We start from the raw sequence: 13,163 nt of genomic DNA on the forward strand, positions 1-13,163 counted from the left end.
GATGAGGGTCGGTCTCAGAAGATCAAACGGCCCGCGCCGCCGTCAGGCCGCGCTCGATATCCGCCCGGATATCCTTCACGTCCTCCAGACCGATCTGCAGGCGCAGCACCGGCCCCTCGGTCGGCCCCTTGGCCACCCGGCGGTCGGAGAGGTTCACATGCACGGCAAGGCACTCGAAGCCGCCCCATGAATAGCCGAGGCCGAAGAGGCTGAGCGCATCGAGGAAGGCATGGGCCTTCGCCTTGTGGCGATCCGCCGCGACACCGTCGAGAACGATGGAGAAGATGCCGCTCGCGCCCTTGAAATCCCGCTTCCAGAGGTCATGGCCCGGGAAGCTCGGCAGCGCCGGGTGCAGCACGCGGGAAACGCCATCGACGCCCTCCAGCCAGCGCGCCAGTTCGAGCGCGCTCTCTTGATGGCGCTCCAGCCGCACGCCCATGGTGCGAAGGCCGCGCAGCACCTGGTAGGAATCGTCCGGCGAGGCGCAGGTGCCGAGCGTGATCTGCGCCTCCAGCAACTGTTCCCAATGGACGGTATTGGCCGAGACGGTGCCGAACAGCACGTCCGAATGCCCGGCCGGATACTTCGTCGCCGCATGAATGGAGACGTCCACGCCGAAATCGAGCGGACGGAAATAGAGCGGCGTCGCCCAGGTATTGTCCATGGTCACGACCGCGCCGTGCTTGTGGGCGGCGGCGGCAATGGCCGGAATATCCTGCATTTCGAAGGTATTGGAACCCGGCGCCTCAGTATGTACCAGCTTCGTGTTCGGCTTGATCAGCGCCTCGATGCCGGCGCCGATCATCGGATCGTAATACTCGACCGTCACGCCGAGGCGCTTCAGCATCGTGTCGCAGAAATGGCGCGTCGGATGGTAGACCGAATCGACGATCAGCGCATGGTCGCCGGCCGAAAGATAGGCCAGGAACGGCACGGTGACGGCGGCAAGGCCCGAGGGAACGAGGATGGTGCCGGCCGAGCCTTCCAGCTCGTCGATGGCCGCGCAGAGCGCGTCGGTCGTCGGCGTGCCGCGCGTGCCGTAGGTGTATTTCTGCGCGCGGTTTTCCATGGTCGCGGCATTCGGGAAGAGCACGGTGGAGGCATGGACGACGGGCGGGTTGACGAAACCGTAATAATCGGCCGGGTCGTTGCCGGCATGGGCAAGGCGGGTGTTCACGCCGGCGCCGGCGAGGATTTCGTCTCTGTTTTTCATGGTTTCGTTCCGGAGGAATGCGAGGGATCTGACGGCGTCGACTTTTCGCCACGCCGCAGGTGAGGTCAACCCCCATGCCGCAGGATAAGACGGCATCCAAAGCGCTACAATTGTTACACAAGTGGTTTTTCCGGGCGGCTTTCTGCACAAATCCCCGATTTTTTGCCCAAGAATCGGTCAAATGCCGACAAATTTGGGTTACCAGCCGGAAAATGGCCGCTCTCCCTTGACCCTGCGGAAATTTGAGCATGAGATAAGACACCTCGCGCCGGGAGGGTGGCGGGTTCCGCGGTCGCGCCTGTCAGGGCGCGAGAGCCGCGGACAAATAAAGACAACGAAAAGGGTTGTAAAAAATGGCAAAAAAAATCGTGACGGCGCTCGTCGGCGCCGCCGTGCTGGGGCTTGGCGCAACGGCAGCACAGGCAGACACGCTCTCTGACGTGAAGGCCAAGGGCTTCGTGCAGTGCGGCGTGAACGGCTCGAACCTCGCCGGTTTCGGCGCGCAGGATTCGGCAGGCAACTGGGCCGGCCTCGACATCGACCTCTGCAAGGCCGTGGCCGCTGCCGTCTTCGGCGATGCCACCAAGGTGAAGTACACGCCGCTCTCGGCTAAGGACCGCTTCCCGGCCCTGCAGTCCGGCGAAATCGATATTCTTGCCCGCAACACCACCTGGAGCGTCAGCCGCGATTCGCAGCTCGGCTTCGATTTCCGCGCCGTGAACTACTATGACGGCCAGGGCTTCATGGTGAAGAAGGAACTCGGCGTGAAGTCCGCCCTGGAACTGTCCGGCGCGTCGGTCTGCGTACAGTCCGGCACGACGACGGAACTGAACCTCGCCGACTTCTTCCGCTCCAACAACATGGACTTCAAGCCGGTCGTCTTCGAAGCGCAGGACGAAGCGGACGCCGCCTACAATGCCGGCCGCTGCGACGCCTACACGACCGACGCCTCGGGCCTCTACTCGATCCGCCTGAAGATGACCAACCCGGACGACCACATGGTTCTGCCGGAAATCATCTCCAAGGAGCCGCTCGGCCCGGCCGTTCGCCAGAACGATTCCAAGTGGTTCGACATCGTATCCTGGTCGCATTACGCCATGGTCGCCGCCGAGGAATTCGGCATCACGACGGCCAATGTCGAGGAGATGAAGAAGTCCGCCAACCCGGACATCAAGCGCTTCCTCGGCGAAGAGGCTGACTCCACCATCGGCGCCGACCTCGGCCTGCCGAAGGACTGGGCCGTGCAGATCATCAAGGCAGTCGGCAACTATGGCGAATCCTTCGAGCGCAATGTCGGCGAAGGCTCCCCGCTCAAGATCGCCCGCGGCCTGAACGGCCTGTGGACGAAGGGCGGCCTGCAGTACGCGCCGCCGATCCGCTAAGCGGCATCGAATCGATCCGGGAGGGCAAGCCATTGCCCTCCCTTTTCAGCTAACGCCCGGAAAACAGGGCGAAACAACGTCAGGGGAAATGCATGGCTCTTGCGGATGCCCGAACAGGGTCCGGCGAACCGCCGAAGGTATCTCTTCTCTACAATCCTGCACTGAGAAGCATCGTCTATCAGGTCGTCACGTTCGTCGTGATCGTCGCGGCCGTCTGGTACGCCTGGAACAACGTCGTCCAGAACCTCGCCCGCGCCAACATGACGGCCGGCTTCGGCTTCCTCAACAGCCGCGCCGGCTTCGACATCGCGCAGACGCTGATCGCCTATTCGAGCGATTCGACCTATTTCCGCGCGCTGCAGGTCGCCCTCATCAACACGCTGGTCGTCGCCGCCGTCGGCATCGTGACCGCCACGATCGTCGGCCTTCTGGTCGGCGTCGGACGCCTGTCGCACAACTGGCTGATCGCCAAGCTCTGCACGGTCTATGTGGAAATCTTCCGCAACATCCCGCCGCTGCTGGTCATCTTCTTCTGGTATCTCGGCGTTCTCGCCCTGCTGCCGTCGATCCGCACCATCTTCCAGAGCGTGAAGGAAAACCCCGACGCGGTCTTCTTCATCTCCAATCGCGGCATCTACATGCCGGCCCCGGTCTTCGGCGAAGGCTTCGGGATCGTGCTTGCCGCCTTCGTGCTGGGCGTCATCGCCGCCATCGCCTTCACGATCTGGGCCAATGCCCGCCAGCGCGCCACGGGCCAGCGCCCGCCGGTGCTGTGGATCAATCTCGCGCTCGTCCTGCTCCTCCCGCTCGGCGTCTTCATCGCGATGGGCCAGCCGATGACGCTCGACTATCCCGTACCGGGCTCCTTCAACATGAAGGGCGGCATGGTCATCGGGCCGGAATTCCTGGCGCTTTACCTCGCCCTGTCGCTCTACACGGCCGCCTTCATCGCCGAGATCGTGCGCGCCGGCATCCGCGGTGTGCCGAAGGGCCAGTCCGAGGCCGCGTTCGCGCTCGGCCTGCGCTCGGGCCATACGACCCGCCTCGTCGTGCTGCCGCAGGCGCTCAGGATCATCATCCCGCCGCTCACCTCGCAATATCTCAACCTCATCAAGAACTCCTCGCTCGCGGTGGCGGTCGGTTACGCCGATCTCGTTGCGGTCGGCGGCACCATCCTCAACCAGTCGGGCAAGTCGATCGAGATCATCTCGATCTGGATGCTGGTCTATGTCTCGATCAGCCTCATCACCTCGCTGTTCATGAACTGGTTCAATGCCAAGATGGCCCTGGTGGAGCGCTGAGATGACCGAGAACATTACCTATCTGCGCGACCACTTCCTGGAGGCCGAGAAGCCGCCGGCATCCGAAAAGTCGGCCCTCGCCTGGATCCGCAACAATCTTTTCGCCTCGTGGAAGGACGGCATCCTGACCGTTCTCGCCATCACGGTGATCCTCTATTACCTGCCAAAGGCCTTCAACTGGCTGTTCTTCTCCGCCGTCTGGAGCGGTTCCGACCGCACCGCCTGCCTCACCGTCGACCAGGGCGGCCAGTTGCCCTCCGGGTGGAGCGGCGCGTGCTGGGCCTATGTGAACGACCGATTCGTGCAGTTCATGTTCGGCTCCTATCCGCGCGACGAGCTGTGGCGTCCTCTGCTGGTCGTTGCGATGTTCGTGGCGCTGCTCGTTCCCCTGCTGATACCCCGGGTGCCGCGCAAGGGCCTCAACGCCCTTCTGCTGCTGGTGGCCTTCCCCATCGTCTCCTACATCCTGCTGCTCGGCGGCATGTTCGGTCTCAGGCATGTGGAAACGTCGCTCTGGGGCGGCCTGATGGTGACGCTCGTGCTGTCCTTCGTCGGCATCGTCGTCTCGCTGCCGGCGGGTATCCTGCTGGCGCTCGGACGCCGGTCGAGGATGCCGGTGATGAAAACGGTCTGCATCGTTTTCATCGAATTGATCCGCGGCGTGCCGCTGATCACCGTCCTCTTCATGGCGAGCGTGCTGCTGCCGCTCTTCCTGGAGCCGGGCAACAATATCGACAAGTTCCTGCGCGCGCTCATCGGCGTGTCGATCTTCGCGTCCGCCTATATGGCGGAGGTTATTCGCGGCGGTCTTCAAGCCATTCCGAAAGGACAATATGAAGCGGCCGATGCTCTTGGTCTAAACTACTTCCACAAAATGACCTTCATCGTGCTTCCGCAGGCCATCAAGCTCGTGATCCCCGGCATCGTGAACACCTTCATCGGCATGTTCAAGGATACGTCCCTCGTCACGATCATCTCGATGTACGACCTGCTCGGCATCGTGAAGGCAAGTTTTGGGGACTCGGGCTGGATCACGCCTGTCACGCCCTTGACGGGCCTGATCTTCGCCGGCTTCACATTCTGGATTTTCTGCTTCGGCATGTCGCGCTACTCGGCCTTCGTGGAACGCCGGCTCGACACGAACCACAAGAGATAACTGAGAGGAAACAACAATGGCCAACCAAGCCCAGGCGCAACAGATGACGGTCTCCGCGACGGACGTCGCCGTCGAGATCGTCAACATGAACAAGTGGTACGGCGACTTCCACGTTCTGCGCGACGTCAACCTGAAGGTCATGAAGGGCGAGCGCATCGTCATCGCCGGCCCGTCCGGCTCGGGCAAGTCCACGATGATCCGCTGCATCAACCGTCTGGAAGAGCATCAGAAGGGCCAGATCCTCGTCGACGGCATCGAGCTGACCAACGACCTGAAGAAGATCGACGAAGTGCGCCGCGAAGTCGGCATGGTGTTCCAGCACTTCAATCTCTTCCCGCACCTGACGATCCTGGAAAACTGCACGCTGGCCCCGATCTGGGTGCGCAAGATGCCGAAGAAGGATGCCGAGGAAGTGGCGATGCACTACCTCAAGCGCGTCAAGATCCCCGAACAGGCCAACAAGTATCCGGGCCAGCTCTCGGGCGGCCAGCAGCAGCGCGTGGCGATCGCCCGCTCGCTCTGCATGAAGCCGAAGATCATGCTCTTCGACGAGCCGACCTCCGCACTCGACCCGGAAATGGTGAAGGAAGTGCTCGACACCATGGTCTCGCTGGCCGAGGAAGGCATGACCATGCTGTGCGTGACGCACGAAATGGGCTTCGCCCGCCAGGTCGCCAACCGCGTCATCTTCATGGACCAGGGCCAGATCGTCGAGCAGAACTCGCCGGCCGAGTTCTTCGACAATCCGCAGCACGAGCGCACCAAGCTGTTCCTCAGCCAGATCCTGCACTGAGCGGATCGGCATCGAACCGGAAAAGAGGCGGGCTCAATGGCCCGCCTTTTTGTTTGGGCATGATGCGAGAGGGCGTTTCGGCATACCCCGCCGGCCCGTCCTTGCTCTCTCCACGCTCATCGGGTCGCATCGAGAACCGAGAGACGGAGCCATTCATTCATGGCTCGAACACGCCCGGCTGGGATTTGGAACCCACCCCGCTCCGGCGCGTTATGATTGCGAACAAGCAGAAAGGTTCCACCATGTTGAAGCTCAGAACCAGCCTTGGCGCAGGCGCCATCTCTTTCGCCCTTGCTGTCACTTCGGTCATTCCCGCGCAGGCGGTTACCTTCGCGAACGTCCCCGTTCCCGCGGCGTCCGCCGTCGAAAAGGTGCAGTATAGCTACGACCGCCGGATGGAACGCCGCTGGCACGGCCATCGTGGCTCCCGTTACCACCGCCCGGGCTACCGCCGCCATTCGGACGGATGGTGGTATCCGCTGGCCGCCTTCGGCCTCGGTGCTGCGATCGGTGGCGCGATTGCCAACGACCGGGGCACGGGTGATTCGCATGTGAGCTGGTGCGCGAACCGCTACAGGTCCTATCGCGCCTACGACAATACGTTCCAGCCCAATTACGGCCCGCGCAAGGAATGCATCTCGCCCTACTCGCGATAGGGATTGCCTCCGGGCCAGGCTTTCAGGACTGTAGGGCAACAAAAAACCCGGCAGGAATGCCGGGTTTTTATTGATCCTTCGCTTGCCTCAAACGAGGCGGCTCTGCTCCAGCGCCGCCTCCACGAAGCTGGCGAAGAGCGGATGCGGGTCGAGCGGACGGCTCTTCAATTCCGGGTGATACTGCACGCCGATGAACCACGGATGGTCGGCATATTCGACCGTTTCCGGCAGGAGGCCGTCCGGCGACATGCCGGAGAAGACGAGGCCGCAGCCTTCCAGCTTCTGCTTGTAGTCGACATTGACCTCGTAGCGATGGCGATGGCGTTCGGAAATGTCCGTCGAGCCGTAGATGTCGGCGATCTTCGTGCCGCCCTTCAGCGAGGCGCGGTAAGCGCCAAGGCGCATCGTGCCGCCGAGATCGCCGGCCGCCGAACGCTTCTCCAGATCGTTGCCCTTCACCCATTCCGTCATCAGGCCGACGACCGGCTCGGCCGTCTTGCCGAATTCAGTGGAGGAGGCCTTCTCGATGCCGGCAAGGTTGCGCGCCGCTTCCACGACCGCCATCTGCATGCCGAAGCAGATGCCGAAATAGGGCACCTTGCGCTCGCGGGCAAAGCGCGCCGCATTGATCTTGCCTTCGGAACCGCGTTCGCCGAAACCGCCGGGAACGAGGATGCCGTGCACCTTCTCGAGGTAGGGCGCCGGATCTTCCTTCTCGAAGACCTCCGACTCGATCCACTCGAGCTTGACCTTGACGTGGTTGGCGATGCCGCCGTGGTAGAGCGCCTCGATCAGCGACTTGTAGGCATCCTTGAGGCCGGTGTACTTGCCCACGATGGCGATGGTCACCTCGCCTTCCGGCGTCTTGATGCGGTCGGAAACCTTCTGCCAGGCGTCGAGCCGCGGCTTCGGGGCCGGCTCGATGCCAAAGGCGGCCAGAACCTCGTCGTCGAGGCCTTCCTTGTGATAGGCGAGCGGCACGTCGTAGATCGACGCGACGTCAAGCGCCTGGATCACGGCGGTCGGGCGCACGTTGCAGAACAGCGAGAGCTTCTTGCGCTCGGCTTCGGGGATTTCCCGGTCGGCGCGCACCAGCAGGATGTCCGGGTGAATACCCATGGCCTGCAACTCCTTGACGGAGTGCTGCGTCGGCTTGGTCTTCAGCTCGCCGGCGGCCGGGATGTAGGGCATCAGCGTCAGGTGGACATAGACGGCGGTGCCGCGCGGCAGGTCGTTGCCGAGCTGGCGGATCGCTTCCATGAAGGGCATGGCCTCGATGTCGCCCACCGTGCCGCCGATCTCGCAGAGCACGAAGTCGTAGTCGTCATTGCCTTCGGTGACGAAGTTCTTGATCTCGTTGGTGACGTGCGGAATGACCTGCACGGTCGCGCCGAGATAGTCGCCGCGGCGTTCCTTGTCGATGATGTTCTTGTAGATGCGGCCGGTGGTGATGTTGTCGGTCTTGGTGGCAGAGCGGCCGGTGAAGCGCTCGTAGTGGCCAAGGTCGAGGTCGGTCTCCGCGCCGTCGTCGGTGACGAACACCTCGCCGTGCTGCGTCGGGCTCATGGTGCCCGGGTCGACGTTGAGATAGGGGTCCAGCTTCCGGAGGCGAACGCGGTAACCGCGGGCCTGAAGGAGAGCTCCGAGTGCAGCGGCGGCAATGCCTTTTCCGAGGGAAGAAACCACGCCGCCTGTGATGAATACATATCGCGCCATGGGAGTCACCGGATACCTTTTCAAAATCGATTCCGCCACCGAAAAATCACCTTGACCGTGATTTCGGAAGTCGCAATCGGCGTTTTACACAGAAGAAGGCCGGTTGGTTTGCGCCAACCGGCCGGTTTGTTTTCGTTTCCGCGGCTTACTGGCCGCTCGGAACGCCGGCGTTGCCGCCCTGCCCCGTCGCGGCACCCGTGCCGGCGCCAGTCGCCGTCCCGGAATTCGCCGGCGTGTCGCCGGTGCCGGTAGCAGCGCCACCCTCGGTCGGAACGGCATCCGTGCCGGTCGTTGCGGGCGTCTGGTTCGTGTCGGTCTGCGTACCCTGGCTCTGCTGCTGGCCGCCCAGTGCGTCGAGAACGCCGCCCGTGCCGGTCGTGCCCGGAATGCGGTCGAGGATGTCGGTCGGCTGCGTCTGGTAGCGGGCAAGGATGCCCATGCCGAGCGCCAGGACGAAGAACAGCGTGGCAAGGATCGCCGTGGTGCGCGTCAGGGCATTGGCCGTGCCGCGCGCCGACATGAAGCCGGAGCCGCCGCCGATGCCGAGGCCACCGCCTTCCGAGCGCTGGATCAGCACGACGCCGATCAGTGCGACGACGACCATGAGATAGATGACGAGCAAGATGGTCTGCATGTTTTCAGGTCCCGGCCAGACGGCTCACATTTCAGGTTTGCGGCTCAATATACCAAGCCGTGCGCCATTCCAAGCCCTTACCGGCCAATCCGCCCGCCCTTTTGCGGAGCAGGCGGAGAAAGCCTCAGGCCGTCAGCGCTTCGTATGCGCGGTAGATGGCAAGGAAGTCGTCGGATTTCAAGCTCGCCCCGCCGATCAGCGCGCCGTCGACATTGGCGACGCCCATCAACTCCCCGGCATTGCCCGGCTTGACCGAGCCGCCGTAGAGAATGCGCATCTTCGCGCCCTCGCCGGCAAAGCGGGCGGTCAGTTCGGCGCGCATGAAGGCATGCGCCTCCTCCACATCCGCCACCGTCGGGGTCAGTCCGGTGCCGATCGCCCAGACAGGCTCATAGGCGATGACGGTATTTTCCGCCGTTGCGCCATCCGGCACGGAGGCGGCAAGCTGCGTCTTCAGCACGTCGAGCGTCTTGCCCGCCTTGCGCTCGTCGCCGGTCTCGCCGATGCAGACGATGGCGACCAGATCGTTCTGGTGGGCGATCTCCGCCTTGGCGCGCACCAGCGCGTCGCTCTCCTTGTGGTCCGTGCGGCGCTCGGAATGGCCGACGATGACATGGGTGCCGAAACAATCCGCGATCATCTCGGCGGAGACGTCGCCGGTATGCGCGCCGGAAGCCTTCTCATGGCAATCCTGCGCGCCGATCTGAAGCGGGCTGTCGTCGCAAAGCGCGGTCGCCACGTAGAGAAGCGTCGCCGGCGGGCAGATCAGCGTTTCCACCTTCTGCGAAAGCGGCCCCTTCACCCCCTCGGCCATAGCCTTGATCTGGTCGAGCGATGCGCGCGTGCCGTTCATCTTCCAGTTCCCGGCGACGAGCGGTGTAACGTCCGGTGTCATGAGCATCCCCTTCCATGAAATCAACCGCATGGGGCGTAGCAAATCGGGGCCGGCAAGAAAAGGTGCGTTCTGCGGCGGCGCGGCCGGAATCGGGCTTGAATATTGCGGGTTTCTGAACCGTAATATCGCAGGGCGAACTCGATCATGCAGGATGGATGGGGCGAATGCTTCCCTCACGACGCCTTATAGCCGGCGCGGCGGCCGCGCTTCTGCTTGCCGGCGTCGCCATGGCGCAGGAGGGCCAGCCGCAGACGCGCGGCCTGATGCCCATAAAGACCGCCGTCGGCCGCGTGACGGCGGAGGAAGCGGAGGCCTCGCGGGAACTCGGCGCAAAGCGCGTCGCGCTCGTCGTCGGCATGGCCGCCTATACGTCCATCGCGCCGCTGCGCAACACCGAGGCTGACGCACGCGCCGTGGCCGCCATGCTCGAACGGCTCGGCTTCACGGTGGATCTTGCCGTCGACGTCCCCCTTGCCCAGATGAAGGACACGATAGCTGGCTTCTCCCGCAAGTCGGAAACGGCCGACATCGCCATGGTCTATTATGCCGGCCACGGGGTCGAGGCGGCCGGCGAGAACTACCTGATCCCCATCGATATCGAGATCGACGATCCCGCGAAGATACCCGACCGGGCCGTCAGCCTGCGCTCGGTGCTCGGCAGCGTCGCCCATGCCCGCAAGCTGCGCATCGTCATCCTCGATTCCTGCCGCAACAACCCCTTCCCTGCCTCGCCCGGCCTTGCCGCGGCGGCGGGCGCCTCGGCTATGGGGAGCGGCGGACTTTCCACGCCCGATCCCTCGCAGGGCATGCTCGTCGTCTATGCGGCGGAGGGCGGCAAGGTAGCGCTCGACGGCGAAGGCGAACACAGCCCCTTCACCAGCGCCGTCCTCGAAAGCCTGCCACGCCCCAATATCGAGATCGGCCTCGTCTTCCGCCAGATCCGCGACCGGGTCATGACGCTGACGGCCAACCGCCAGCAACCGCATTTCTACGGCTCGCTCTCCGGTGCGCCTTTCTTCCTCGCCGGCGAGGACGCCAAGGTCGCTGCCATCACCGACAAGGCCAGCCAATGGCAGGCGCTGAAGCCCGATCAGGCCGGGCAGCTTGCGGGCCTTGCCGAGGAAGGCAACACCCGCGCCATGATCGGCCTCGGCTACATGGCCCTCTCGCCGGATTCGGCAAAGTTCCAGCCCGCCGAGGCCTTCCGGTTGTTCAGCAAGGCGGCCGAAGCCGGCGATGCAGAAGCCATGTTCGAACTCGGCAAGCTGCATGAAAAGGGTATCGGCACGCCGCAGAACGTCGCCGAGGCGCTGAAACTCTACCGCAGGTCCGCCGATCTCGGTTTTGCCGACGCCATCAACGATCTTGGCTTCCTCTACTATCAGGGCGCCGAAGGCCTGCCGCGCGATGCGAAGCAGGCCATCGCGCTTTTCGTCAAGGCAGCGGACCTGCGCCATCCGCAAGCCATGTTCAACGTCGCCGCGCTGATCGACGACGGCATGATCCCCGGAAAGACGCCTGAAGACGCGGCCGCCTATCTCTACCAGGCGCTGCGCTCCGGCGTTTCGGACGTACTGGAGCAGCTCACCAGCCGCCCGACCATGTTCAAGCCGGAAACCCGCCGCGCGCTTCAGGCCGAGCTGCAGCGCAACAGGTTCTATGCCGGCGCCCTGGACGGCGATCTCGGCGCGGGGACGCAGCGCGGCATGCGCATCGCCTTCGGGCAGGCACAATAGCGGAGGTATCGATGAGGAAACCGGAAGCCCTGCGTTCGATCCAGACCGCGCTCCTCGCGGCGGCGCTCACGCTTGCCGGCCTGCCGGAGACCTACGGCCAGGTGGCGCCGGCGCCCGGTGGCGGCGGCACCACGACGACCACGGGAGGCTCCGGCGGATTGACGACCGGCAAGGGGTCGAGCCACACCTCCGTCGAGACGACGACGCCGACCGAGTACCTCACCCTCTCGATCGCCCGGAACATCGGCGCGGCGAGCGAGGAATGCGCCGCCTACGATCCGGTCTACCGCATCGATTGCCTGCGCCAGCGCCTTCTCGATATCGCCCAGCGCATCCCGAAGGGGCCGGCCTATGACGAGGCCCGGCAGATCGTCCGGCAGGCCGCCGGCAGGCTCGGCCGCATCCAGGCCGCCAATGTCGACAGCAAGGCCCCGCGCATCCGCTCTCGCGGCAATGCGCGGATCAAGACGACGAAGACCTATACGGCCATCCGCCGCCGCAATCTCGAAAAGGCCATGGATCAGGCTCGGCAGGTCATCGAGGAAGCCCAGACGCAGCTCCTGCGCGCCTCGGAGAATTCCGAGAAGCGGGCGAGCCACTACCGGCAGATCGCAGCCGCCGTCGGCTCGACCAAGATTCTCCTGCGCTCGACGTAAGGAAGGAAGCCTACTGCGCCAGCAGCCAGTTGAGCGTCTCGCGCCAGTCGGTCATGCGCACCGGCGTGCCGTGGCCGCCGGTCTGGAACAGCACGAAACGCGTCGGAATGCCTGCCTTGCGCAGCTTGCGGAAGACGGCGATCTGATCGTTCGCCGCATAGACGCTGTCGCTATCGCCATGGGTGAAGAAGACCGGCAGCTTCGCCTTGAAGGCGGCGGTCCTGGCATAGTCGCCATCCGCCGCCCCGCCCATCAGCACCATGCCGGCAAGGTTCTTCACCGCCGTCGCGTCGCGCGCCACGCGGGCGCAGATGAAGCTGCCCATCGAGGCGCAGGCGAGGATGACGGGCCTGTCCGGCGAAAGCGCCCGGGCGCGCAGGATGAGACCGGAGACATGCGCCGCGCCCTTGTCGTCGAAGGAAGGCACGCTCGGCGCGTAGTAGACGCCGCCATTCTGCAGCGCGAGATTCTTGATGCGGTTGAAATTACCGCCGAAATTCCAGTCGTTGTTGCCGAGCCGCCGATCCCCGCCACGACCGTGGATAAAGATGACCGTGAAGGCCGCCCCTTCCTCCTTGCCGGTCATCGCAACGTCAAGCGGCCCGGCGGGCGTATCGACCGTCAGGTTCCGCTGCGCCTTCTTCACCGCCGTGGAGACATAGGCGGACTTCACCCGCCGCTCCGGGATCTGGTCGCGGCCGTTGATGTCGCGCATCTCCTCATAATCGACGACGCGGAGCGCCCCGTCATCCGCCGTCTCAATGATCCGGCCATAGCCGAAAAGCTCGTCTTTCCACGGCTTCAGCGTCAGCGCGGCGGCATCCTGGGCCGCCAGCGCGGCGAAGGCCGCGGCCAAAACCAGCCGGCGGAGGCAATGAACTGTGGACTGAGGCATGAACCGGCGCTCCCTTGGGGTGGCGATACTTGCCATCCGCCCGCGCACAACGCAATCCTCCACAGGCTTCGACATACCCGGACATCGCGAAAACCCGGGAAATCTGGCAGAGTCATCCGTGATTCGCCGA

General features: G+C 64.1%; 12 protein-coding genes. 7 read left to right on the forward strand and 5 right to left on the reverse strand.

Features of this window, described 5'->3' with window-relative positions; all coding sequences use genetic code 11:
* Nucleotides 1-22: 22 nt before the first annotated feature.
* Nucleotides 23-1,213, reverse strand: a complete 1,191-nt coding sequence (locus tag MOE34_RS09230; protein WP_242223078.1) for a cystathionine beta-lyase — start codon at nucleotides 1,211-1,213, stop codon at nucleotides 23-25.
* Between the two features lie 353 nt (nucleotides 1,214-1,566).
* On the opposite strand from MOE34_RS09230, the gene MOE34_RS09235 reads away from it, so the two are divergent.
* From MOE34_RS09235 to MOE34_RS09255, 5 genes are all read left to right on the forward strand, one after another.
* Nucleotides 1,567-2,595 carry an amino acid ABC transporter substrate-binding protein gene (locus MOE34_RS09235; RefSeq protein WP_242223081.1) on the forward strand — a complete coding sequence of 343 codons (1,029 nt, stop codon included), beginning with the start codon at nucleotides 1,567-1,569 and terminating at the stop codon, nucleotides 2,593-2,595.
* A 92-nt stretch (nucleotides 2,596-2,687) separates the two neighbouring features.
* On the forward strand, nucleotides 2,688-3,896 hold the full coding sequence (locus MOE34_RS09240; RefSeq protein ID WP_242223082.1) for an amino acid ABC transporter permease: 1,209 nt from the start codon (nucleotides 2,688-2,690) through the stop codon (nucleotides 3,894-3,896).
* 1 nt (nucleotide 3,897) lies between these two features.
* Entirely contained in the window at nucleotides 3,898-5,052 is a 1,155-nt protein-coding gene (locus MOE34_RS09245) for an amino acid ABC transporter permease (protein ID WP_242223084.1), read from the forward strand.
* 16 nt (nucleotides 5,053-5,068) lie between these two features.
* Entirely contained in the window at nucleotides 5,069-5,845 is a 777-nt protein-coding gene (locus MOE34_RS09250; RefSeq protein WP_242223086.1) for an amino acid ABC transporter ATP-binding protein, read from the forward strand.
* Between the two features lie 242 nt (nucleotides 5,846-6,087).
* Nucleotides 6,088-6,501 (forward strand): BA14K family protein, encoded by a 414-nt coding sequence (locus tag MOE34_RS09255; RefSeq protein ID WP_242223088.1) that lies wholly within the window; start codon nucleotides 6,088-6,090, stop codon nucleotides 6,499-6,501.
* 87 nt (nucleotides 6,502-6,588) lie between these two features.
* Here the strand turns inward: MOE34_RS09255 and MOE34_RS09260 are convergent, their stop codons facing one another.
* From MOE34_RS09260 to tpiA, 3 genes are all read right to left on the reverse strand, one after another.
* Nucleotides 6,589-8,217, reverse strand: a complete 1,629-nt coding sequence (locus tag MOE34_RS09260) for a CTP synthase (RefSeq protein ID WP_242223090.1) — start codon at nucleotides 8,215-8,217, stop codon at nucleotides 6,589-6,591.
* Between the two features lie 145 nt (nucleotides 8,218-8,362).
* Complete coding sequence (gene secG, locus MOE34_RS09265) at nucleotides 8,363-8,851, reverse strand: preprotein translocase subunit SecG (protein ID WP_242223092.1); 489 nt, start codon at nucleotides 8,849-8,851, stop codon at nucleotides 8,363-8,365.
* A gap of 124 nt (nucleotides 8,852-8,975) precedes the next feature.
* Nucleotides 8,976-9,746, reverse strand: coding sequence for a triose-phosphate isomerase (gene tpiA, locus MOE34_RS09270; protein WP_242223094.1), 771 nt, complete (start codon nucleotides 9,744-9,746; stop codon nucleotides 8,976-8,978).
* 164 nt (nucleotides 9,747-9,910) lie between these two features.
* On the opposite strand from tpiA, the gene MOE34_RS09275 reads away from it, so the two are divergent.
* Entirely contained in the window at nucleotides 9,911-11,482 is a 1,572-nt protein-coding gene (locus tag MOE34_RS09275) for a caspase family protein (RefSeq protein WP_242223096.1), read from the forward strand.
* Nucleotides 11,483-11,493: 11 nt separating this feature from the next.
* The gene (locus MOE34_RS09280; RefSeq protein ID WP_242223098.1) at nucleotides 11,494-12,138 is read left to right on the forward strand and encodes a hypothetical protein; all 645 of its coding nucleotides are present in this window, start codon (nucleotides 11,494-11,496) and stop codon (nucleotides 12,136-12,138) included.
* Between the two features lie 10 nt (nucleotides 12,139-12,148).
* On the opposite strand, the gene MOE34_RS09285 is transcribed toward MOE34_RS09280, so the two are convergent.
* Entirely contained in the window at nucleotides 12,149-13,033 is an 885-nt protein-coding gene (locus MOE34_RS09285; RefSeq protein ID WP_242223100.1) for an alpha/beta hydrolase, read from the reverse strand.
* Between the last annotated feature and the right edge of the window lie 130 nt (nucleotides 13,034-13,163).

The organism is Shinella zoogloeoides, assembly GCF_022682305.1.
GTDB classification, from domain to species: domain Bacteria; phylum Pseudomonadota; class Alphaproteobacteria; order Rhizobiales; family Rhizobiaceae; genus Shinella; species Shinella zoogloeoides_B.